Source organism: Leyella stercorea (assembly GCF_021531655.1).
The window spans coordinates 61,339-83,876 of sequence record NZ_JADYUF010000006.1 but is presented as its reverse complement, the minus strand read 5'-3'; the positions used below and the strand labels follow the sequence as shown (position 1 = coordinate 83,876).

Below are 22,538 nucleotides of genomic sequence, written 5' to 3'. Positions count from 1 at the left end.
ATGATTTTATATGTCAGAAAATGTAGAATTTTTCTGTTATCATGTGTCTAAAAGTGTAACATTCTGACATTATCATATGTCTAAAAGTGTAAATCTATGAAAAGAAAGATATATACCCAACTTGTAGAATGGAAGAATCAAGAGCATCATAAGCCATTGATATTAAATGGAGTAAGACAATGTGGAAAGACTTATATTCTAAAAGAATTCGGTCTGAATGAATTTGACAATCTTGCTTACGTCAGTTGTGATAGGAATGAGAATCTACATGCTATATATGCAGGCGACTTTGATACTGCAAGAATCATTCGGGGATTAAGTGCTTTGACTGGAGTGGATATAATCCCTGGCAAGACTCTTATATTCTTGGATGAGGTGCAAGCATTCCCACAGGCATTGGAAGCATTGAAGTATTTCTGCGAAGATGCTCCAGAGTATCATATAGTGGTGGCAGGTTCGCTATTAGGTGTTGCCTTGCATGCAGGTGTATCCTTTCCAGTAGGCAAGGTACAGACAATGCGTCTGTTCCCTATGGATTTTGAAGAATTCCTAATGGCTATGGGCGAAGACCAGTTGCTTAAACTAATGTACAGCAAGGACTATGAATTGATGAATGCGTTCCACGAAAAGTTGAAAGACTTTTTGCGCCAATACTATTACGTGGGTGGAATGCCTGAAGTAGTGAAGACGTATGTGGAAAACAGATTGCTAAACCAAGTGCGCACTATACAGAACGAAATACTCTCCAACTATGCCAGCGACTTCTCCAAGCATGCTCCTACGCAAGAAGTGCCACGCATAGACATGGTATGGCAGTCGATATTGGGTCAACTATCTAAAGAGAACAAGAAGTTTGTGTATGGTGTATTGAAGAAAGGTGGCAGAGCCAAGGAGTTTGAACTGGCAATACAATGGTTGGTAGATGCTGGTTTGGTGTATAAGATAACAAAGGTGACTAAGCCGGAATTGCCATTGAAGTTTTATGAAGACTTGTCGGCATTCAAGCTTTATCTATGCGATTGTGGACTGATGGGGGCTATGGCAGATACCGCTGCAAAGGATGTGTTGCTTGGCGATAACGTGTTTACAGATTATAAAGGAGCGTTCACAGAACAATATGTTCTTCAACAGTTACTTGCGTCGGGCATCAATCACATCTACTATTACAGTTCCGATACCTCTCGTATGGAAATGGATTTCCTTGTTCAACGCAATGGTGCCATATTGCCTATAGAGGTAAAGGGCGGAACAAGCATAAAGGCCACTTCATTGCACAACTATCTTATGGAACATCCTGACATATCAGCCATACGCTATTCTATGCTGCCATACCGCCAACAAAAGAACATCACCAATATGCCGCTATACGGAGTTTTCCTATAATAAAGAACCTGTCGTAATCTCAATAAAAAGATGAGATTACGACAGGTTCTTTATATTTTTCATTGTAAAGCCTTAGCTTTACCGATATAACGTTCTTGATATTCAGATCGTTGCATACGGTTTCATTCTATTGAAAAACATGCACATCGACATGCACAACGAAATGAACAAAATGGTTTCAAAACTGCACAATCATAAGCATAATATATATTATGTACATCCAATCAAGTGGGCCATAACTCACTGGTTATCAACAAGAAAAAGGGTATATACTCTGAATACTCAGTGTACATACCCTATCATTTGTAGTGGATAGGGGAATCGAACCCCTATGCCAAGATTGAGAATCTTGTATCCTAACCATTAGATGAATCCACCATCAATTTCAAAGAAGACCGCTTGGGCATTGTAAACCAACTCAGCTAAAGTTTGTTTTTCTGCGTAGTGGATAGGGGAATCGAACCCCTATGCCAAGATTGAGAATCTTGTATCCTAACCATTAGATGAATCCACCGCGGTTATTTTGCATCAAGAAAACAGCGGAAGCTGGGGGATTCGAACCCCCGGTACGGTTACCCGTACGGCAGTTTAGCAAACTACTGGTTTCAGCCACTCACCCAAACTTCCATACGATTAAAGTTTTAACCAGAGCACTGTTTCTCAATTGCGAGTGCAAAGGTAGTATTTATTTTCTATACCGCCAAACATTTCCTGCACTTTTTTCATCAAAAATGTCATTTTTTATGCAATATCATACCTTTCAGCCTTATTTTATGCACTATTCCATGAGTTTATAGTAGTGAGCAGAGGGCGAAATATGCAGTTCGGGATGAAACCAACTGACAAAATCGGCAATCAGGAAGTCGGGACGGAACGAGATTTGTTCGAAATATGGGTTTGACATACTCGGTATACATTCGAGTATATGCCCCTCACGATAAGCCTTTATCATCTTGTAGCCTGAATATTCTGTCAGCAAGCCGTTGCGATCGAGTTTGCCGGCACCGCTATTCACGAAAAGCCACCAGTCGGCTGTAGCTGCCTTCTCTATGACTTTCTCGGGCGAGAGAGTTAGCGAACCGCTATGCTTGTCGTCGGCAAAGACATAATCCACACCAGCATCGCACAACAACCGCCCCATCGAACTCTCGCCACCCGGACAATACCACACGCCACTCACCACACGTTCTGTTATGACACGCGGACGCAATGCCGACTTCATTGCACGGTCTTTATAGTCGGCATAATTGCGCTTCACCACAGCAAAAAGGCTGTCTGCCTCGTGCTCACGCCCTACAAGCATGCCATAGAACTTCATCCATTCGGCACGCCCCAATGCCGATGTCTCCATATAGTCGGCACACTCTACGAGCGGCACACCGATATTGGCGAGCTGGCCATAGTTGACTCCCTCGAACGGAGTCACGAACAAAGCGTCGGACGATACCGACACTATATGCTCTACAGAAGGCGACATACCATTGCCACAATCGGCAATACGGCCCGCAGCTACAGCCTTGTGCAGATTTGGAAGATTAATATAGTTCAAGTCGCACACACCACTCACCGCATCAGCGGCACCAAGTTCGCCCATCAGATAGCAATGAGGAGCCGAGAACAAGACCGCTCTTTTCACTGGCGTGTACACTACAGTGCCATCCAATGCAGACACCTTGGAAGCCATACGTGCCGAATCTTTACGCTCTACCAATACATAGCGATGCAACACAGCATCTGTACGCCACGGGTTGGAGAGTTCGGCTGTGGCATAGCCGTCGTGCTTTACTATCGTGATATGCTTGGCATATTCCATGCGAATGGTGTCGCCACCTTGGGCAGCCGAACCTGTACGTTTGCCGCCACATGAAAGAATAGAGAGCAATGCCAATGCCGACGCACATAGACGCAAGCCTGCAAGAAACGAAAAACCTGAATACTGAGACTTCATATATTTACACCTTATTATATTATATAGTATTGACGTTTACCGTACATAACCGACCCGAAAAAGGAGTCGGAAACGGCAGTTTTCGAAATGTTGTCCTTTTGCACTCCAAAAGGACAACTTTAGCTATGCAAAAGGAGTCCTTTTACGCTCCAAAACGAGTCCTTTTGAAGTGCAAAAGGACTACATTTACAAAGTCATATAAAATGAACGATGCAAAGTTACAAACATAATGAAAAATAACACTCAAAAACATTGCAAAAATTTTGGCGTTATTTCAATTTTGATTATCTTTGTGAGCGTAACACAATCCCGGAAAGAACCGCCCCAACAAGAGGATGTTCTGACCGGGATTTGTACTGACCTATTAACAAAGAATTAATTAATCTAACCTAACAAAGATTTATGGCAACAGAAAAAAGAAACCTTCTTACTGGCAACTTCAGCAAGAAAAACGCAACCCTTTTCGCTATCGCCGTCCTTGTCACACTGATAATCTGGAACCTTCCGATTGACAGTTTCGGCATCGACGGACTTACAGTAATCCAGCAACGCATCATCGCTGTGTTCGCTCTCGCGACAATACTGTGGGTGACCGAAGCCATCTCACCTTGGGCAACATCCGTTTCGCTTATCGGCTTACTGCTTCTCACTACATCCGACAACGCTTTCCACTTCTTCCGATCGGGAATAGACAAGAGCGAACTGCTCGACCATAGCGCGCTCATGGCAACATTTGCCGACCCAATCATCATACTCTTCCTTGGCGGTTTCATTCTTGCTATTGCAGCCACCAAGTCGGGTCTTGACGTATTGCTGGCACGCACACTGCTCAAGCCTTTCGGACAGAAGAGCGAGAACGTGCTATTGGGCTTCATACTCATCACCGGCGTATTCTCGATGTTTGTCAGCAACACTGCAACCGCAGCCATGATGCTTACATTCCTCGCTCCGGTGTTCAAGGCTCTGCCTCCTGAAGGCAAGGGACGTGTTGCTCTGACTCTCTCTGTCCCAGTAGCTGCCAACATCGGCGGTATGGGAACTCCTATCGGAACACCTCCAAATGCTATCGCACTGAAGTATCTCAACTCACCTACCGGTCTCAACCTCGGCATAGGATTTGGCGAATGGATGATGTATATGCTTCCGCTGACTGTAGTTCTGTTGCTTATCGGCTGGTTCCTGTTGAAGAAGTTCTTCCCGTTCAAGAAGAAAACCATACAGCTTGAGATTGAAGGCGAAGTACAGCACAACTGGCGCACCATGGTAGTGGCTTGTACTTTCATCATAACCGTATTGCTTTGGATTTGCGACCGTTGGACAGGCGTTGGCTCCAATACCGTAGCCATGATTCCTATCGTGGTATTCGCATTCACGGGCGTAATCAAAGCACGCGACCTTGAAGAAATCAACTGGAGCGTCATATGGATGGTTGCCGGTGGTTTTGCACTCGGATTGGCCCTCAACGAATCGGGACTGGCAGAGAACGTGATTAAGAGCATACCGTTCGGATCATGGTCGCCAGTAATGATTCTGCTTGCTTCGGGCATCATCTGCTACATATTGTCCAACTTCATCTCAAACACTGCAACAGCAGCTTTGCTCGTGCCAATCCTCGCTGTGGTATGTAAGGGTATGGGTGACTCGCTCAACAGCATCGGCGGAACACCTACCGTGCTCATCGGTATTGCCGTGGCAGCGTCTGTAGCGATGACTCTGCCTATCTCGACACCTCCTAACGCCATTGCACACTCTACCGGTCTGGTAAAGCAGAACGAAATGATGAAGATCGGTCTGACCATGGGTATCATCGGACTCATACTCGGATATTTACTGCTCTTCGTATTAGGCGAGCTGCACGTTTGGTAAAACCTATAGAATGAATATAAACCAAGAAACACTATATGCCGTCGCTCTGACACGCATCAACTACTTCAACGTTGCCACAAGCTTGCAACTTTATCGCAAGCTTGGGTCGGCAACGAACATTATGGAGCACCGCCACGATATTCGGGCGGTGCTTCCTGATGCTACACCACGACTGATTAAGGCTCTCAAGGATATTTCGGATGCCATGCGACGCGCCGAAAAGGAATTGGAATTTGACGAAAGCCACAGAATCAAACCACTTGTTTTCAATGATGACGACTATCCTCAACGTCTGCGAGAATGCGAGGATGCGCCTCTCGTAGTATATTATCGAGGTACTGCCGACCTTAACAAGCAACGTATTATATCTGTTGTTGGCACACGACATTGTACTGTCTACGGACAGGAAATCATAAGCAAGTTCATAAGCCAGTTGAAAGAACTATGCCCTGACGTGCTTGTCGTAAGCGGACTGGCGTATGGTGTGGACATACAAGCTCACCGAAATGCTTTGAAAAACGGATTCGAAACCGTGGGTGTACTGGCACACGGTCTCGACTATCTCTACCCTACCGCACACCGGGATACTGCAACTGAAATGCTGAAACAAGGCGGTCTGCTCACCGAATTCATGACTTCAACCAATGCCGACAAGATAAACTTTGTGCGACGCAACCGAATAATTGCAGGCACTGCAGATGCAACAATAGTGGTGGAAAGCGCTGCACATGGCGGAGGACTGATAACGGCAGACATTGCCAACAGCTATGGACGCGAGGTCTTCGCCTTTCCCGGAAACATAGGAATGCCATACAGCGAAGGATGCAACAATCTTATACGTGACAACAAGGCTGCTCTTATTACATCTGCAGAAGACTTCGTAAAGACAATGGGATGGGAACAGGATGCCAAACTGAAGAAAGCACGCGAAAAAGGAATTGAACGACAGATGTTTCCCGAGCTAACCGATGACGAAACACGTATCGTAAACACCCTGCAACATACCAACGATTTGCAGGCAAATATCATTTCTGTGAAATGCGGTTTGCCTATAAGTACAGTAGCCTCAACGCTGTTCAACCTGGAACTGAAGGGTATTGTCAGGCTTTACGCTGGTGGAGTGTACCATCTTATAGGCTGAAAACAATATAGACAGCGGAAATGATCAGATACAAAAATGTTTATCCGACATTTCGAATGATAGTATTGAAATTCCAATATGTGAGTAAATTGACAGTGCAATCAAATAGGAGACTATGGCGTCCTCGCCATAGCCTACGCAGTCAATTGATTATTTATTATTATCAATTATTTGGCGTCTATCTTGCGATAGCACAAAGCAGCACCTATGGCAGTACAGAATTCAGAATATTGAGGAATTCGGAATTTCACACCATAAAGTCGTTCGGTGGCAGGAAACACACGCTGACACTGCGGAAGGAGAGTGAGATTGCCAATCATAACAAACTCCTTTATACCGCTGCCAAGCGACGACAAAATTGTGGCACTACAAATAGACTGCAATACCATCCATATCAATCCAAGAGCAATGTCTTCGCGCGAGGCATTGCTCTTTGCATTTCCCCAAAGCGAGGCTATGGCATCCATAGGCAAGCCTTGCAGCGGATTGGCACAGATGTCCTTTATAAGCACATTGATATGTGAGATGTCACCTTCCTCAGCAAGTGCCGCTACCTGCTTGATGTCGTCGGTCTTGAGAAGCAGACGCGAAAGACCTTGCAACGTTCCGCCTCCTATACCAATGCCACCAATATGCTTTATGTCGTCACCGTCGCACTTTACGATAGACGTTCCAGTGCCAAGACTGACAACAAGCATACGGTCGAGCTTGGTCTCATATCGTGCACCGAGTCCGTCAGCAACAAACTCCTCTGCCTTATCGGTAGAAAGTCCATATACGGGTTCGTTGATGTAAGCGCTGCCTACGCCCGTAAGCATCACCTTCTCAACATCGCTGAGCTTGATGTGATTCTCATGCAGATATTTGCCGAAGGCTCCATAGAGCGACGTAACGGGGTCGGTGGCACGAATACGTATCGGCGACAACACCTTGCCTTGCTCGTCAATGCCCACAATCTTTGTCGTGCTTATGCCTACGTCAATGCCTATAACTATTCCCATATTTTTGAATTGTTTTAATGATTAGCGTTATTTTGTTTCTTGTAAAGTGCTATTTATATAATGTATAGAAGCTGTTTGCTGCTTCACAGTATTTATTAAGCAGTTCTATTATATATTCTGCTGTGTCGCGCACACACTGTTCATTGCCGTCATATCCATTGACAAGAACAAGCAAATGAGTTGTACTGACGCTTACCTTGGTACGTTCGTGGTCGCTCGTCGGGGTACCTACTCCTCCTATATTGTCACGATATACCGGCAGACCTGCTATGTTTATCATTCCACGACCTATACCTTCGTAAGGTTCGCCTTCACGTCCTATGCCGAGAGTCAACGTTTCTCCACTGAAATGGTCGGCATCAAAGGCACCGATGCTATAACCATACTTCATACTGGCAAGGTTTATCAAATCGACAAGAGTGTCAATCTGATAAAGCTGTTTGCCCTGCAACACACGACGAACAAGAGCCTCGCCCGACGGACGATAGCGCGACGGATCCTTGCCACAAAGTTTGTAGATGCGGCGGGTAGCCTGAATTGACTCCATCTGCTTTAATGATTCTGTAGTGAGCGTGGCACGATACTCTTCGCTCAAAGCGTCAATCTCGCGCCACAACTCGGCTGAATATTCTGTATTCATTATGTTTGCAGTGATGCAAGCGCCTACAAATACGGGGCAGACAGAATGCATCTCAGCAGAAACCTCAACTTTCATATTTACTTATATTTAATGAATTGCTCTGTTACTTAAAACAACGACAACTGACCATCAGGCTCTACCGTCGGCATTTTGACGTCTTCACTTTCGGCAGAAACCTCGCCTATCATATTAAGGAAAGTTGCTTCGTCAACCAATGGCACTCCAAGTTTTTCGGCTTTCTGAAGTTTTGAAGGTCCCATATTGTCGCCGGCAAGTATGAATGAAGTCTTGCCACTAATCGAACCGACATTCTTGCCTCCGTTCTTCTCAATCAATGCCTTGTATTCGTCGCGGCTGTGCTTTGCAAAAACACCGCTTATAACAATCGACTTGCCCGAAAGCTTGTCGCTCGTCCCTTCAATCTGCTCCTCAGAGAGTTGCATCTGTAGGCCATAAGAACGCAGACGTTCAACGATTTCCTGGTTCACCGGATTGGCAAAATAAGTTATTACGCTCTTGGCTATCACCTCACCGACCCCGTCAATATCCATCAGTTGCTGCATTGTAGCAGCCTGCAAGGCATCCATTGTCTTGAATCTATGTGCAAGCAAACGGGCAGAAGTCTCGCCCACGAAGCGTATGCCGAGGGCAAAGACAAAACGTTCGAAAGGAACCTTCTTCGATGCTTCTATACCATTCACTATCTTTTGGGCTGAGCGTTCACGATTGCCTGCGCCATTGATGTCCTGCACCTGTATCTTGTAGAGGTCGGCTATGTTGTGAATCATTCCTCTTCGATAATACTCATCAACCGTCTCCGGACCGAGAGAGTCTATATTCATGGCACGTCGGGCAATGAAATGCTCAATGCGTCCCTTTATCTGTGGAGGACAACCGGTGTCGTTGGGACAGTAATGGGCAGCCTCGCCTTCATATCGCACAAGCGGTGTTCCACATTCAGGACACGTCTTGATGAATTCAACTGGCTGAGCGTCCTTTGGACGTTTTTCCTCTGCAACACCTACAATCTTAGGTATAATCTCACCACCTTTCTCTACATACACATAATCACCTATATGCAAATCGAAGCTACGTATGAAATCCTCATTGTTCAGTGTGGCACGCTTTACGATAGTACCAGCCAATTGTACTGGGTACATATTGGCTACAGGCGTCACAGCACCGGTTCTTCCGACTTGATATGTTACTTCATTGAGTCGTGTACAAGCCCGCTCGGCCTTAAACTTATATGCTATCGCCCAACGCGGAGACTTAGCCGTATATCCAAGAGCACGCTGCTGGCGCAACGAGTTAACCTTCAATACTATGCCATCGGTAGCTACCGGCAGGTTCTTGCGTTCGGTATCCCAATAGTTTATGAATTGGTATATTTCCTCAAGACTGCCTACCTTCTTCATACCTTGCGAAATCTTGAATCCCCAATGAGCCGCAGCCTGCAGATTCTCATAGTGTCCTTCAGCCGGAAGATTGTCGCCCAACAAATAATACAGATAAGCGTCAAGGCGTCGACTGGCTACAAGCTTGGAGTTCTGACTCTTCAATGTGCCACTTGCAGCATTACGTGGATTGGCAAACAATGGTTCTTCAGCAGCCTCACGCTCGGCATTCAGCTGTTCAAAAACCTTCCATGGCATAAGTATTTCACCACGTATCTCAAACTCTTTTGGATAGCCCGTACCCTCTTTCAACACAAGTGGTATGCAACGAATGGTCTTCACATTAGCCGTAACATCATCACCATGAACACCATCACCACGCGTTACGCCACTCACGAGTTTACCGTCAACATAAGTAAGCGAAATTGACAATCCGTCATACTTCATTTCGCAGCACACCTCAAAAGGCTCGCCTGCAAGTCCACGACTAACCGATTCGTACCAATCGGCAACATCCTGCTCGTTGTAAGTGTTTGCAAGTGAGAGCATAGGATACTTATGTGCCACCTGAGTAAAGTTCTGATTCAAGTCGCTACCTACACGTTGTGTAGGCGAATTGGCATCGTACAGTTCGGGATGTTTTGCCTCAAGATCCTGCAATTCGTGCATAAGGAAGTCGAAATCCTGGTCGGATATGTCTGGCTGATTGAGCACATAGTACTTGTAATTGTGCTCATGCAGTTGTTCGCGTAGATATAATATTCGTTCTTTTTCGTTCATGATAAATGTCTAAAAGTATTTTTTCAGCATGATATAAAGTATTACCGGCACACCAATCAAAGGTGTAACCACATTCAAAGGTATTACGCCACCATCGCCAGGCAATACACACACAGCGTTGCAAACCAACGCCGTGGCAGCACCACAAAGCATAACGGCAGGAATAAGAATACGGAAGTCGTCTGTCTTGAATACAAGACGAGTCATATGCGGCACCGCAAGGCCGATGAAAGCAATCGGTCCGCAGAAAGTTGTAACTATTGCTGTCAACGTTCCGCTTGCAAGCAGCAAGGCATTACGCACAGTACGAATGCCAACACCGAGATTTTCGGCGTACTTATTACCAAGAACAAGCAGATTCAATGGTTTTGCAAGCAATATAGGTACAATAAGACACAAGATAATGGAAATTGTAAAGACGGGCAACATGGTATGAGGAACACCCGAGAAGGAGCCCATTCCCCACATCATATAAGCACGAACGCCATCTTGTGAAGCCAAAAAGTTGAGCAAAACAATGAATGAGGAAGATACGTAACCTACCAACACACCAACAATAAGCAATATGGTGTTGCTACGAATCACAAGTGAAAGCAGATACATGATAAGCGTTACGGTGAAAGCACCGATAAATGCGGCTACAAGCACAGCCACAAAGCCACCTATAGCCAAACTGCCGACAGCGAATCCGCCGCCCCATAGCAGCATGACAAGAGCCACTCCCAATCCTGCGCCACTACTAATGCCAAGAATAGAAGGGTCGGCAAGCGGATTGCGGAATACAGCCTGTAGCATCAATCCGCATACAGACAATGCACAACCGGCAAAAAGAGCTGTCAAGGCTTGCGGCAATCGCGATTGCAAAATAATAAACTGCCAGCTCGCCTCAGGCAGTTGACACCCAAGAAGGGCATCAACCACAGACGAAAAAGGTATTGACACTGCTCCATAAAAGATGTTTATGAAGAACAGTGCTGCAATTCCAATACCAAGACAAATAAATATGACAACGTTGCGTGCCAAGTCCTCATTTCTATTTGATTTCTAATGAAATCAGATTTTCAATGTTTTCAATATCTCTGTCATCTTCTGCAAGGTGGTGATACGTGTCGGCACAAGAGGCAGGCGCAACACGTTCTCGATAAATCCCATTTCATGCAGAAGCGCCTTTACACCAGCTGGGTTACCGTCAACGAACAATAACGAATAGAGTTCGGTAAATCTGTGGTGTATAGTACGGGCGGCTTCGTATTCGCCCTTAAACTCCAGACGAATCATACGCGACACCTCCTTAGGCAAAGCATTGCCAATAACCGAGATGCTACCGGCTGCTCCACTTGCTACCATTGAGAATGTCAGGGCATCGTCACCACTAATAACGTCAAAGCGTTCGGGCTTGTTCTTGATGATTTCATCAACCTGTTCAAGGCTACCGCTTGCTTCCTTTACAGCAACGATATTCTCACAATCGCGTGCAAGACGCACTGTAGTCTCCGACTTCATGTTGATACCAGTACGTCCTGGCACATTATATAATACAACGGGAAGCGGACTTGCCTCGGCTATAGCTTTGAAATGCTGATAAAGACCCTCCTGCGAAGGCTTGTTATAGTATGGACACACGCTGAGAACACCATCTATACCAGTCCAGTCAGCTGTCTTCAATTCTTCAACTACGGCACGCGTATTGTTACCACCGCATCCCATAAGTATTGGCAGACGACCACGATTAGTGTCCACAACCAATTTCTTTATATTTTCTTTTTCTTCTGTTGACAGACAAGGAGTCTCGCCTGTGGTGGCCAATATACACAAGAAGTCGGCTCCATTCTGTATCTGATACTCTACAAGACGCACAATCGCCTTGTAATCAACTTCGCCATTGGCTGTGAATGGGGTCACCAGAGCTATTCCTAATCCTTTGAAGATGTTTCGTGCCATATATTTTATGCTTATAATATGTTCATTTTGTCTACAAAGTTAACATTTTCCTGTGAAATGAGAAAAATGTAGAGATAAAAAATACATAATTTGAAAGAGTATTCGTTTTTTATTAGCGCAAATCGTCAACGTGTACCAATATACAGGAATATCATTCCCAACAAAACCAGAAGCATGTCAATTGCCTTGCTTTTAAGATTTCTTTCCTTGAAGACAGCGGCTCCACAACAGAAACTTACGACCACACTGCCACGTCGTACCATTGAGACAATGCTTATCATAGCTCCAGGCAGACTAAGGGCATAGAAATACACAAAATCAGCTGCACTCAAAAACAGACTTATAAACAATATGCTCCAACGCCATGTGAAGGCTGTTGTCTTCTTGCGTGTAGGCCACCAGATGAGCAGCATGGTCACGCCCATAAGAAACAGTTGATATATATTGTACCAACTCTGCACCACCATGCGGCTCAATCCAACTCCGCCGTTATCAGGCGAAGCCATAAGATACTTGTCATAGAGTCCGCTTACAGCTCCAAGTACTGCTGCAAGCACCAGGAAGTATATCCATTTGTTATGGCGGAAGTCGACTCCTTCCTTCTTGCCACTTCTGCTGAGCAGGAAGAACGATATTATAGCAAGTAGCACACCGCACCACTGCCATACATTAAGACGCTCGCCAAACACCAGCATGGCACCTACCAGTACCATTACCGGACGTGTGGCATTGATAGGACCGACAATGGTGATGGGCAGATTCTTCATTGCGAAATAGCCGAACACCCACGATGAGAGAACTATACAAGCCTTAAGCAATATATACTTATGCTGTTCCCATCCACACTGTTCGACATAAAACATCGAACCGTCGAGCATATTGGTGCACGACGACAGCAATATGAACGGCAAGAACAGCAGCGAGCATATCATCGTATTAAGAAAAAGAACCGGCAGAACGGCATTGCCAGACAACGCCAACTTCTTGAAAACATCATAAAAGCCCAGCAAAGCCGCTGAGCAAAAAGCCAATATCAGCCACATAAAACAAAACTATAATTTGTCAATACTATACATATTATATATAAGGTGGAGCATATTATATATAAGGTGTAGTTTATATTATATATACTTCGTACTTTAGCATTAATATACTTCGTGCTTTATTATTAATATACTTTACACCTTATTATATATATACGTTTCACACTTTACTGTCAATACTTCACATCCTCCAAGAACAGAGCATTGCCTGGCATACTCTCGCCAGCTTTGGAGCGGCTTCCACTTGCAATGACATCGTCAAACTGCTGCAATGTCATACGATGGCGCCCCACCTCAATAAGCGTACCGACCACGGCACGCACCATATTGCGTAGGAATCGGTTGGCAGAGATACGGAAATGCCAGGCATCGTCAGCGTCGCGCACCCATACAGCTTCTGTGACATTGCACAATGTGGTTTTGACATCGGCATGCGCCTTGCAGAAAGCTCCGAAGTCGTCAACCGCAAGCAAACGGGCAGCAGCTTGGTTCATAAGATCGAAGTCGAGCTGATAATGAAGTTCGCAAGAATAATATCGCAAGAAAGGATTCTTGCGTGTATGTATATAATAATGGTATGTTCGTAATGTGGCACTGAAACGTGCATGCATATCGGCATCAACCGGATATACATCATAAACAGAAATATCGCGTGGCACCAATCTGTTGAGTTTGTAAGCCAACTGTGCATAATCGAAATTGGCTTCGGTCTCGAAATGCGCAGTCATGCGTCGCGCATGCACACCGGCATCTGTACGTCCTGCACCGACCACCTCTATATTCTCACGCAATATTGTAGAAAGAGCTTTCTGCAGTTCTTCTTGAACAGAATTGCCATTGGGCTGTATCTGCCAGCCATGATAAGCCGTACCGTCGTAGGCAAATGTTATAAAGTAGCGTTGCATCTGAAATATGTCCTGTATAAATTAATTGGTTTTCTTCTTGGTGCCATTGCTTTGCTTGAACAATCGGCGATGGAAATTGTCCTCAGCCTTAATAATCAGATAAACCTTTGATGCAGGCAGGATGGTCATAAACTTCTCGTGATAAGTCTGTTGAATGCGTTTCAACTCCAAATCGCCCGCATCGCGCTTACGGATAGCCTCAGCACACGCCTGATTGTCGCTTGTATCAATATGACGCAGGCGACGCTCGGTTGCAAAATACGCCCATTGCTTGTTGCGCATCTCACGATAAATGGGGAAAAACTCAGCAGACTCAGCCGGCGACAGACATGCCTGTGTGGCAATGAACTGCTCCAGATCGCGCTGGAAGCGTTCCGGGTCAAAGTGCTTAGGCTTCTGAGCTTGCGCCAGAGACATTACAAAAGTCAATAGCGCGATTATGAAACATTTGCTTATTCTCATCATTTATAATATGTTCAATTACTTGCTAAGAGCGAATATATATCATCATTGTCGAGCATAGTATAGTCGGCTATCTCATTGTATGATGTAGACACATCGGCTTCTATGTTATGGCTTGGGACTGATACTGCAATATTGTATGCAGGCTCGGCATGGTGCACCGAATAAGTATAGAATGCCGTACCGCCAGCCAGCAACAGACAAGCGGCAGCCGCAGCTATACGCACACGGGTGCGACGCCACCACGGTAGCATAACAACGACTTTTGCACCGGCTGTTACCTTATCAGACAAGACAGATTCATCTTCAGACACATCACAAGCATACTGTTTGCTGACATTGGCCATTACAGATGCGGTCAAGTTCTGCAAGTATCCTTCAGGGACAGCGAAATGATTCTGTCTTCCGAATTTTCTCTCTAAATATTTCTCATCAGATTCCATATTCCTTCAATAATTTTATGTATTTGACTCACAAAAGCGGAAAAGGTTTAATCATTACATTTATTTTATACACATATTTATATATCTAGCCAAATCACGGCAAGCGTCGGTTTACTCGTGACTCTTTACAAATGCCGTTATCTTCTTCACCGCTATGTGATAGCTTGCCTTCAATGCACCCTCTGAAGTATTGAGTAGCCGACTGATGTCTGAATATTTCATTTCGTCGTAGTAGCGCAGATTGAACACCACGCGTTGCACATCGGGTAGCGATGCTATAGCTGCTTGCAGCAGAGCCTGCGCCCTATCGCCATCGAAATAGTCGTCAGACATAAGCCGGTTGGCTACTGCCACATTAGCTTCGTCACCAAGCGAGGCTATATCCTTCTTACGTCTTATAAAGTCGAGCGACTCGTTCACCGCTATACGATACAGCCATGTGGATATTTTTGAGCGGTTCTGAAAGTCGTCCATATTGCTCCACGCCTTCACAAAGACATTCTGCAGCACATCGTCGGCATCGTCATGGTCAATCACTATACGACGAACCGTCCAATACAGCCGCTCGCTGTACTGGGCAACGATATTGGCGAAAAACGCTTGTTTTTCTGCTTCGGTCGTCGGCAAGGTGGTTGACATTATTGTTATTGTTTTATGAAATTCTGTATTTTTGCATATATCACCGGGTCGAAACCATATATGTCGTCATAGCCTGTCATTACGCCGTCGGCATTTGGATATAATGTGTAATAGGTGATGAACAGCGGAACGGTAGGCTTGACGCTCAGACTGTGCAGCAACTTGCTCTTGTCTATTGCAGGACGGTCGTCAGCTTCGCCACCTTCGTTGCTCAGATCGACGGCTATGGAGTATTTCATCTTTTCCATAACGCGCTCGTCCTTATCGGCAAGCATAAACACTGCGAGGTCGTAAGGACGCTCCACACGTATGCAGCCATGCGATACTATGCGGTTGCGATTGGCAAAAACCGCAGGGCTTGATGTATCGTGCAGATATATGCTGTAGTCGTTGTCGAATCGGAAGATGATGCGTCCCAGGGCATTGCCTTTGCCTCCACGCTGCACGACATGATAGTCGTGGCTCATCATCATGTCGGCTGTGACGAACGCGGGACTGATTATCTTGCCCGACTTGCGCTCACGCACAAAATAGTTGTGACGTTCAAAGTAGCCTATGTCACCTGCATGATGGCGCACCGATGTCTTGATGATACTTTTGGGTATGATCCATTGCGGATTGAAGTCGATGCGCTTGATGCGTCCGTTGAGCAGTGGGGTCTTCGTCTTCATACTGCCAAGCGCTATGCGCATTGTCATTCTCCGGTCCTTGTCTACCGCTTCGAGTTGCTGCGTAGGCACGTTCACAAGTACATACTTGTCGTGCAGCTGCGGATAGTCGCCATGACGCCAGCGGCTACGCTCTATATTGCAGAACACCCGACGTCGTTCGGCAGCCGACAACGTACGCGACAACATCTTGCAGAATTCGGGATAAAGAGGATTTTCGGGATAAGAGGCTTGCATGAAAGCCCCCACCTTCTCGCTGCCTGAGGCTATTGCGCCGTAAGCTTCATCAAGAAATGCGCTACCAGCCAATTTTGTAGGCACGCCATATAGCGAGCGATACGACACGTGTACGGAGTCGCTGTCGCGCACATCAAGACGGTTGAACAAATCATATGGGTTGGCGAAACCAAAGCGCTGGCCTTCGCAATAGCGCAGGAAAGCCTTGGTCAGACTGTATTCCAGTCGGGCATATACACGATTGATGCTGTTAGCTGCATCGGGCAAAGTGTCGAAGTCGAGGTTTTGCACACGTGCAACGTCGCTGATAATAGTGGAATAACAGAAGCCTTCGCGCGAAAAGCCGAAAGAATCGACCCTTGCTACATACGCCAGCACGCTGTCCACCCTGCTGTCGGCACCTTTTCGCGAGAGCCACATAGGCCGTCCGCCCTCAAGATAATAGGTGCGCGTATGTCGGTCGGCAGTTGTTAGCGATCGGTCAGCAAATGCCAGTCGGCGTATATTCTCGCTCACCTTGTCCTCGTCAATCTGTAAATATGGTTTGCGCAATTCGGCAAACGCATCAAGAGAAACGTGCATATTGACCTTACTCTCATTGCACGAGCACAACGCGCATGCCACAAGAGCTACAAGAATAAAGAACCTTAATGGTTCAAAATGCTGATTTCTCAAAAGCAGAATTATTTTATTACAATTTTACGCACGGCCTTGCCTACCTGAACAATATAAATGCCTCGTGGCAGATTAAGATCGAAACGCTTGTCGGGACCTTCAATCCTAACCTTCATCACCGGCACACCGCCCGTAACATTATAAACAGACATTGTCATTCCGGCTGCACCCGTAACGCGCAGCACCGACTCATTGACCGAGATGGTTATCTTCGACATGTCATTATTGTCTATCATATCCATTTCTGTCAAACAAACTGCTTCGGCACTGCATGGCACAAACATGCCGGCAACAGCCATAAACATTGCTATGAGTATATTTCTTGACATAATATCTATTTTTACTACAATTCGTTGTATGTGTTTCTGCAAAGTTACAACAAATTATCTTCACAAGTGCCAAAAATGCGGACAATTTTAGCATTATCAGCATTTTTAGCCATCAAATTTATCTGTAAACCGTCTTACTGTCATCGGCAGCACACTCCTCAGCGAAGAGTTTGTCCTCCAGATAGTCGGCAAATATGCGGGCAGCACTCTCCACCTTGGCTGCACACGGACGCTTCTTATAGTATTCGGCTGTACGTGCCGAGGCTACATACGACGAATGCGCCTTGTCCACACCTTTCAGTCCGAGTATCTCGGCACATATAAGCGAGCCGTTCTGCTCTTTCGACTTGGCAAGCAAATCCTGCACTACCTTGTAGCAAGCCGACTTGCCCTCACGGTCGGCACCATCGGTCTGACCACAGTCAAGTCCTACACATGTGACTATACCCGACACGGCTCCGCACATCATACGCATACGTCCCACGCCTCCGCCAAAACCGGCACCTATACGTTTGGCAAGATTGTCGTCGAGTCCGTACATATCTCCGAATGCTGCCACTACCGACTGGCAGCATCCATAACCCTGCATGAAGTTGTCGACAGCACGCTCTACCCTACTCTCTATGTCGAGTATACGTCGCAAGTCGGCCTCATACTGGCGCGCATTTCTGAACACTATGCCGCGCATACCGTAATCACGTGCAGCCTCGATATTGTCCATTCTGTCGTCGGCGAACACGCACTCTTCGGGCTTCAACGCGAACTTCTCGCACATACGCTCATATATGGCACGTTCGGGCTTTATCAGATGTTCTTCTGACGACACCAGACGCCCCTCCAACAGCTCAAATATAGGATACTGCTTCATTGTGACATGCACCTTGCTGCACCAGTTGGTCAGCCCGAAGAGCCTATAACCCTCCTGCTTCAACTGCCCGAGCAACGAACGCATCCCCTCCATCTCGCCAATGACAAACTCCGTATAGCGACTGCCAAACTGGCGTATCTCGTCGGCATATTGCGGCATTGCCTCCGCCATGTCATCGATGACAGCACCGAAAGGCTTGTCTTCGCGGTCGAGACGCTTGTTCCATCCGTCGGCCATAAGACGATTGTAGAAGTCGACCGACTGCTCGTGTGTACTGAAAACCTGGTCGAGCACCAGCATATAATCATAATCGACAAGAACCTTGCCGAAGTCGAAAATCAGATTCTTTATCATAATCGTGTCAGTTGTCTTTTTTCGTTTCAAGTATATACGATGCTAAAATAATCCGCTACAAAGGTAACTTATATTTTTCGAAAAAGCCTCAACGTATGCTGTAAAAACCCCACAAAAACGAGGTTATTACGGGTATATCCGCCCAAATCTGTCCTCCCTACTTGCAAAAGGACTCCTTTTGGCTTGCAAAAGGACTCGTTTTGGCTTGCAAAAGGACTCCTTTTGAAGTGTAAAAGGACTACATTTGAAAGCCAAAAGGACTACATTTGAATTACACCCCTTAAACATTTGGTATTCTGCGAGGAAAACATTAATTTTGCAGAATTATAGATGAAACAATTCGCTAACGGAAATTATATGACAGACAATAAGAAACCCCTACTCGGACTATCGCTCCATGAACTGAAAGAAGTGGCTAAGTCGCTCGGCATGCCGGCCTTCACTGGCGGACAGATGGCAAAGTGGCTGTACACACAGCATGTAGAGTCGATTGACGAAATGACAAATATATCAAAGGCAAACCGCGAGAAGCTCGCCGCCGAATACACCATAGGCTGCATGCCGCACATAGAATGCCAGAAGTCGAAGGACGGCACTATGAAGTATCTTTTCCCCACAGCATCGGGCAAACATGTAGAGACGGTGTACATTCCCGACCACGACCGCGCCACACTTTGTGTATCGTGCGAGGTGGGATGCAAGATGAATTGCCTGTTCTGCCAGACCGGCAAGCAGGGCTTTGAGGGCTATCTTACCGTTACTGACATTCTCAACCAGATATACGCATTGCCCGAACGCGACAAATTGACCAACGTTGTGTTTATGGGACAAGGCGAACCTATGGACAATCTCGACAACGTGCTGAAGGCTACCGAGGTGCTTACGTCTGACTATGGCTACGCATGGAGCCCCAAACGCATCACGGTGAGCAGCGTGGGCGTGAAGAACAAGCTGAAGAGATTTCTCGACGAGAGCGAATGCCATGTTGCCATCAGCATGCACTCACCCATTCCCGAGCAGCGAGCCATGCTCATGCCTGCCGAACGCGGCATGTCCATAACGGAGATTATCGACCTCATGCACCAGTATGACTTCACTCATCAGCGCCGCCTTTCGTTCGAATACATCATGTTCCGTGGCGTAAACGACTCGATGACTCACGCCCGCGAGATTGTGAAGCTGACAAAGGGACTGTTCTGCCGTATCAATCTCATACGCTTCCACAAGATTCCCAATGTCGACCTTGAGGGTTGCGACGAGCAGAAGATGGAGGCTTTCCGCGACTATCTCAACAATCACGGCATCATCACCACTATACGCGCAAGCCGAGGACAGGACATCTTCGCTGCGTGCGGACTGCTGTCTACGGCAAAGACGATTGAGGACATAAGAAGATAAAGCCCCTCCCCCTTACCCCTCCCCCGCAGGGAGGGGAGCAATATGCAATGATTGCTCAAATATATCTATATACAAATACCATATGTATAAGTACGTAACACGCCTCCTGCTTAGCTTCTGCTGTCTGCTCATTGCAGCCTGCAACGACCGCAAGAGCATGCTGCCTACGAGCGGAGGCAGTCCGTTTGAGGTGACTGTAGTGGGCGATGTTGACAGCATATTGTACAAGGCGCTGAGCATAGACGTTGAAGGATTGCCGCAGAGCGAACCGATGTTCGACGTGAGCGAGCCTGATGTCAGACCGGCGGAAGCATTGAATGGAGTGTTGCGATACGCAAGGTCGCTGGTCGTTGTGGACATCAACCCAAAGAAATACGACAAGCTGAGCATTGCATGCAAGCACAATATGTACGCCAAACCGCAACTGATTGTGCGAGTATGCGCCCCTACTGCCGACTGCTTGCGCAGCATGTCTGCCCAAGACACAGCCCTGCAAGGCAATGCACACACATTGGTTGAACTGCTGAAAGCCCACGAGTCGAAAGCCTACATCGAAACTTTACAGCGCAAGCACAACCCGAAGATGGAGGCAGAGGTGAAGCGCATGTTCGGGTTTGACATGCCGATTCCTGCCGACATGAAGTCGTGCAAACGTGGCAAGGACTTTCTGTGGATTTCAAACGATTCGCCTACGGCTATGCAGAACATCTGCATCTATAAGCAGCAGTTTCGCAACCGCGACAGCGTGATGCAGGTGAACATAAAGGGAGAGACCGACTCGATGTACATGGCAACCGTACATGACGCATGTAGCGTAATCTACAAGAATGACGAGCGGGAAGACATCCATACGCAAGAGTGGCGCGGACTGTGGGAGATGAAAGGCGATGCTATGGGCGGACCGCTTGTGGCTCGTTCGATATGGGGATATTATCCTCGTGAGGCAGTAACGGTAGAGGGATTCGTCTATGCCCCCGGCATGAAAAAGCGCAACCTCATGATGCAGCTCGAAGCCATCGTGTATGCTACGCATAAACAACGGGCAAAGAAGAAGCAGGAGCCGACAAGGCATCTGTCGGGCAAAACACATACAGACTAATTATTTATACACAATATATAATATACAATGGAAGATAGAAAAATACGCGTTGCCATAACGCACGGCGATACCAACGGTATCGGATACGAACTCATTTTTAAAACCTTTGCTGAGCCTGAGATGCTGGAACTGTGCACTCCCATCATCTACGGTTCGCCTAAGATTGCTGCCTATCATCGCAAAGCTATGAACATCCAGGCCAGCTTCAGCATCATCAACCGTGCAGAAGACGCACAAGACGGACGTGTCAATCTGCTCACATGCTTCGACGATGAGGTGAAAGTAGAGATTGGCACACCTACCAAGGAGTCGGGCGAAGCTGCCCTGAAGGCTCTCGACCGTGCCATGACCGACTTCCGCAGCCAACTGTACGATGTGCTTGTGGCATGTCCGGTAGACAACACCAACATGTCAGCCGACAACTACAGCTACAAGAATCTGAAGGAATACTCGGAGACAAGCATCGGCGACGGTGCCAAGGGCGTGAAGATAATGATTAACGAATCGCTGCGCATAGCACTCGCCACCGACGGACTCGCTATCAAGGATGTGCCGGCAAGCCTCACCGAAGAGCGTCTCATAGCCAAAATCAAGGCTGTGCACACAAGCATACAGCGCGACTTCCGTATCTCAAATCCGCGCATAGCCGTATTGGCACTCAACCCTAATGCCAATGGCACTGAAGAGAAAGACACTATCATTCCGGCCATCAAGAAATCGGAAGAGGACGGCATCAACACATACGGACCTTATGCCGCCGACGAATTCTTCGGACAAAACCTCTACGAAGCCTTCGACTGCGTTCTGGCAATGTACGACGACCAGGCCAACATACCGTTCACCACACTCATGCAGAACGACGGCATATGCTACATAGCATCGCTACCGCTGGTATGCACGGCACCCGCCCTGACTCCCGACTTCGCCAATGCCGGCAGCGGCGAGAACGATGAGAGCGCACTACGCCATGCCATATTCAGAGCCATCGATATAGTACGCAACCGCGACGAGCACGACTTGCCACTTGCCAATCCATTGCAGAAACTCTATCACGAGAAACGCGACGACAGCGAGAAGGTAAGATTTGCCATACCCAAGAAGCGCGAACCGTTCAACCGCAACGAACATAACGACCGCCGTCCGGCACAACACCCCGGACAGACAGACAACCGAAACAGCGCAACTCCACAAAAGACTGATGCCAACAAGCAGCAGGCTGCTGAATAACGGATGTAAACAGCAACGGGCACCAAACCTTTAAATTCACTAAAAAAAACAGAAAGCCCGTTGCCTATATATCAATTATAATGTGTAATTTTGT

20 protein-coding genes, 3 tRNA genes and 1 pseudogene are annotated in these 22,538 nt (G+C 46.7%); 6 read left to right on the top strand and 18 right to left on the bottom strand.

Annotation, left to right across the window (positions count from 1 at the left end):
- Nucleotides 1–96 precede the first annotated feature (96 nt).
- Nucleotides 97–1,383 carry an ATP-binding protein gene (locus tag I6E49_RS03045; protein WP_235400371.1) on the top strand — a complete coding sequence of 429 codons (1,287 nt, stop codon included), beginning with the start codon at nucleotides 97–99 and terminating at the stop codon, nucleotides 1,381–1,383.
- A gap of 306 nt (nucleotides 1,384–1,689) precedes the next feature.
- Here the strand turns inward: I6E49_RS03045 and I6E49_RS03040 are convergent.
- From I6E49_RS03040 to I6E49_RS03025, 4 genes are all read right to left on the bottom strand, one after another.
- Nucleotides 1,690–1,761 (bottom strand) — tRNA-Glu (locus I6E49_RS03040).
- A 64-nt stretch (nucleotides 1,762–1,825) separates the two neighbouring features.
- Nucleotides 1,826–1,897, bottom strand: a tRNA-Glu gene (locus tag I6E49_RS03035).
- Between the two features lie 26 nt (nucleotides 1,898–1,923).
- A tRNA-Ser gene (locus I6E49_RS03030) sits at nucleotides 1,924–2,010 on the bottom strand.
- Between the two features lie 151 nt (nucleotides 2,011–2,161).
- On the bottom strand, nucleotides 2,162–3,331 hold the full coding sequence (locus I6E49_RS03025; protein ID WP_235400370.1) for an ABC transporter substrate-binding protein: 1,170 nt from the start codon (nucleotides 3,329–3,331) through the stop codon (nucleotides 2,162–2,164).
- Nucleotides 3,332–3,733: 402 nt separating this feature from the next.
- On the opposite strand from I6E49_RS03025, the gene I6E49_RS03020 reads away from it, so the two are divergent.
- Together I6E49_RS03020 and dprA are read left to right on the top strand one after the other, a co-directional pair.
- Nucleotides 3,734–5,197 (top strand): SLC13 family permease, encoded by a 1,464-nt coding sequence (locus tag I6E49_RS03020; RefSeq protein WP_235400369.1) that lies wholly within the window; start codon nucleotides 3,734–3,736, stop codon nucleotides 5,195–5,197.
- 10 nt (nucleotides 5,198–5,207) lie between these two features.
- A complete protein-coding gene (gene dprA, locus I6E49_RS03015) occupies nucleotides 5,208–6,338 on the top strand; it encodes a DNA-processing protein DprA (protein ID WP_235400368.1) in 1,131 nt (376 codons plus the stop codon).
- 167 nt (nucleotides 6,339–6,505) lie between these two features.
- Here the strand turns inward: dprA and coaW are convergent, their stop codons facing one another.
- From coaW to I6E49_RS02945, 14 genes and pseudogenes are all read right to left on the bottom strand, one after another.
- Nucleotides 6,506–7,339: a type II pantothenate kinase gene (gene coaW / locus I6E49_RS03010; protein WP_235400367.1), complete on the bottom strand. Its 834-nt coding sequence runs from the start codon at nucleotides 7,337–7,339 to the stop codon at nucleotides 6,506–6,508.
- A 49-nt stretch (nucleotides 7,340–7,388) separates the two neighbouring features.
- Complete coding sequence (locus I6E49_RS03005) at nucleotides 7,389–8,054, bottom strand: B3/B4 domain-containing protein (protein ID WP_235400366.1); 666 nt, start codon at nucleotides 8,052–8,054, stop codon at nucleotides 7,389–7,391.
- Nucleotides 8,055–8,086: 32 nt separating this feature from the next.
- Nucleotides 8,087–10,156 (bottom strand): NAD-dependent DNA ligase LigA, encoded by a 2,070-nt coding sequence (gene ligA, locus I6E49_RS03000; RefSeq protein ID WP_235400365.1) that lies wholly within the window; start codon nucleotides 10,154–10,156, stop codon nucleotides 8,087–8,089.
- 9 nt (nucleotides 10,157–10,165) lie between these two features.
- Nucleotides 10,166–11,179 carry an iron ABC transporter permease gene (locus tag I6E49_RS02995; RefSeq protein ID WP_235400364.1) on the bottom strand — a complete coding sequence of 338 codons (1,014 nt, stop codon included), beginning with the start codon at nucleotides 11,177–11,179 and terminating at the stop codon, nucleotides 10,166–10,168.
- A 30-nt stretch (nucleotides 11,180–11,209) separates the two neighbouring features.
- Nucleotides 11,210–12,097: a 4-hydroxy-tetrahydrodipicolinate synthase gene (gene dapA / locus I6E49_RS02990; protein WP_235400363.1), complete on the bottom strand. Its 888-nt coding sequence runs from the start codon at nucleotides 12,095–12,097 to the stop codon at nucleotides 11,210–11,212.
- Nucleotides 12,098–12,222: 125 nt separating this feature from the next.
- Entirely contained in the window at nucleotides 12,223–13,140 is a 918-nt protein-coding gene (locus I6E49_RS02985) for a DMT family transporter (protein WP_235400361.1), read from the bottom strand.
- A 173-nt stretch (nucleotides 13,141–13,313) separates the two neighbouring features.
- A complete protein-coding gene (gene truA / locus I6E49_RS02980; RefSeq protein WP_235400359.1) occupies nucleotides 13,314–14,045 on the bottom strand; it encodes a tRNA pseudouridine(38-40) synthase TruA in 732 nt (243 codons plus the stop codon).
- Between the two features lie 21 nt (nucleotides 14,046–14,066).
- Complete coding sequence (locus tag I6E49_RS02975; protein ID WP_235400358.1) at nucleotides 14,067–14,462, bottom strand: hypothetical protein; 396 nt, start codon at nucleotides 14,460–14,462, stop codon at nucleotides 14,067–14,069.
- Between the two features lie 59 nt (nucleotides 14,463–14,521).
- Complete coding sequence (locus tag I6E49_RS02970) at nucleotides 14,522–14,950, bottom strand: hypothetical protein (RefSeq protein ID WP_235400357.1); 429 nt, start codon at nucleotides 14,948–14,950, stop codon at nucleotides 14,522–14,524.
- A gap of 111 nt (nucleotides 14,951–15,061) precedes the next feature.
- A complete protein-coding gene (locus I6E49_RS02965; RefSeq protein WP_235400356.1) occupies nucleotides 15,062–15,589 on the bottom strand; it encodes an RNA polymerase sigma factor in 528 nt (175 codons plus the stop codon).
- Nucleotides 15,590–15,594: 5 nt separating this feature from the next.
- Nucleotides 15,595–17,076 (bottom strand): L,D-transpeptidase family protein, encoded by a 1,482-nt coding sequence (locus tag I6E49_RS02960; protein WP_235400355.1) that lies wholly within the window; start codon nucleotides 17,074–17,076, stop codon nucleotides 15,595–15,597.
- A gap of 101 nt (nucleotides 17,077–17,177) precedes the next feature.
- On the bottom strand, nucleotides 17,178–17,498 hold the full coding sequence (locus I6E49_RS02955) for a T9SS type A sorting domain-containing protein (protein ID WP_235400354.1): 321 nt from the start codon (nucleotides 17,496–17,498) through the stop codon (nucleotides 17,178–17,180).
- A 118-nt stretch (nucleotides 17,499–17,616) separates the two neighbouring features.
- Nucleotides 17,617–18,087 (bottom strand): C-GCAxxG-C-C family protein, encoded by a 471-nt coding sequence (locus I6E49_RS02950; RefSeq protein WP_235400390.1) that lies wholly within the window; start codon nucleotides 18,085–18,087, stop codon nucleotides 17,617–17,619.
- A gap of 57 nt (nucleotides 18,088–18,144) precedes the next feature.
- Nucleotides 18,145–18,525: pseudogene (locus I6E49_RS02945) on the bottom strand (HAD-IA family hydrolase); the annotation flags it as partial.
- Between the two features lie 552 nt (nucleotides 18,526–19,077).
- Between I6E49_RS02945 and rlmN the strand changes: the two are divergent.
- The 3 genes from rlmN (at nucleotide 19,078) to I6E49_RS02930 (ending at nucleotide 22,444) form a co-directional block, all read left to right on the top strand.
- Nucleotides 19,078–20,118 (top strand): 23S rRNA (adenine(2503)-C(2))-methyltransferase RlmN, encoded by a 1,041-nt coding sequence (gene rlmN / locus I6E49_RS02940; protein ID WP_235400353.1) that lies wholly within the window; start codon nucleotides 19,078–19,080, stop codon nucleotides 20,116–20,118.
- Nucleotides 20,119–20,200: 82 nt separating this feature from the next.
- Entirely contained in the window at nucleotides 20,201–21,217 is a 1,017-nt protein-coding gene (locus I6E49_RS02935; protein WP_235400351.1) for a DUF4837 family protein, read from the top strand.
- Between the two features lie 27 nt (nucleotides 21,218–21,244).
- A complete protein-coding gene (locus tag I6E49_RS02930; RefSeq protein ID WP_235393170.1) occupies nucleotides 21,245–22,444 on the top strand; it encodes a PdxA family dehydrogenase in 1,200 nt (399 codons plus the stop codon).
- Nucleotides 22,445–22,538 lie beyond the last annotated feature (94 nt).

Coding starts and splice junctions, on each gene's coding strand:
- I6E49_RS03045 (WP_235400371.1), top strand. CDS start 97: ATGAAAAGAAAGATATATACCCAACTTGTAGAATGGAAGAATCAAGAG.
- I6E49_RS03025 (WP_235400370.1), bottom strand. CDS start 3,331: ATGAAGTCTCAGTATTCAGGTTTTTCGTTTCTTGCAGGCTTGCGTCTA.
- I6E49_RS03020 (WP_235400369.1), top strand. CDS start 3,734: ATGGCAACAGAAAAAAGAAACCTTCTTACTGGCAACTTCAGCAAGAAA.
- dprA (WP_235400368.1), top strand. CDS start 5,208: ATGAATATAAACCAAGAAACACTATATGCCGTCGCTCTGACACGCATC.
- coaW (WP_235400367.1), bottom strand. CDS start 7,339: ATGGGAATAGTTATAGGCATTGACGTAGGCATAAGCACGACAAAGATT.
- I6E49_RS03005 (WP_235400366.1), bottom strand. CDS start 8,054: ATGAAAGTTGAGGTTTCTGCTGAGATGCATTCTGTCTGCCCCGTATTT.
- ligA (WP_235400365.1), bottom strand. CDS start 10,156: ATGAACGAAAAAGAACGAATATTATATCTACGCGAACAACTGCATGAG.
- dapA (WP_235400363.1), bottom strand. CDS start 12,097: ATGGCACGAAACATCTTCAAAGGATTAGGAATAGCTCTGGTGACCCCA.
- I6E49_RS02985 (WP_235400361.1), bottom strand. CDS start 13,140: ATGTGGCTGATATTGGCTTTTTGCTCAGCGGCTTTGCTGGGCTTTTAT.
- truA (WP_235400359.1), bottom strand. CDS start 14,045: ATGCAACGCTACTTTATAACATTTGCCTACGACGGTACGGCTTATCAT.
- I6E49_RS02975 (WP_235400358.1), bottom strand. CDS start 14,462: ATGTCTCTGGCGCAAGCTCAGAAGCCTAAGCACTTTGACCCGGAACGC.
- I6E49_RS02970 (WP_235400357.1), bottom strand. CDS start 14,950: ATGGAATCTGATGAGAAATATTTAGAGAGAAAATTCGGAAGACAGAAT.
- I6E49_RS02965 (WP_235400356.1), bottom strand. CDS start 15,589: ATGTCAACCACCTTGCCGACGACCGAAGCAGAAAAACAAGCGTTTTTC.
- I6E49_RS02960 (WP_235400355.1), bottom strand. CDS start 17,076: ATGCACGTTTCTCTTGATGCGTTTGCCGAATTGCGCAAACCATATTTA.
- I6E49_RS02955 (WP_235400354.1), bottom strand. CDS start 17,498: ATGTCAAGAAATATACTCATAGCAATGTTTATGGCTGTTGCCGGCATG.
- I6E49_RS02950 (WP_235400390.1), bottom strand. CDS start 18,087: ATGCAGGGTTATGGATGCTGCCAGTCGGTAGTGGCAGCATTCGGAGAT.
- rlmN (WP_235400353.1), top strand. CDS start 19,078: ATGACAGACAATAAGAAACCCCTACTCGGACTATCGCTCCATGAACTG.
- I6E49_RS02935 (WP_235400351.1), top strand. CDS start 20,201: ATGTATAAGTACGTAACACGCCTCCTGCTTAGCTTCTGCTGTCTGCTC.
- I6E49_RS02930 (WP_235393170.1), top strand. CDS start 21,245: ATGGAAGATAGAAAAATACGCGTTGCCATAACGCACGGCGATACCAAC.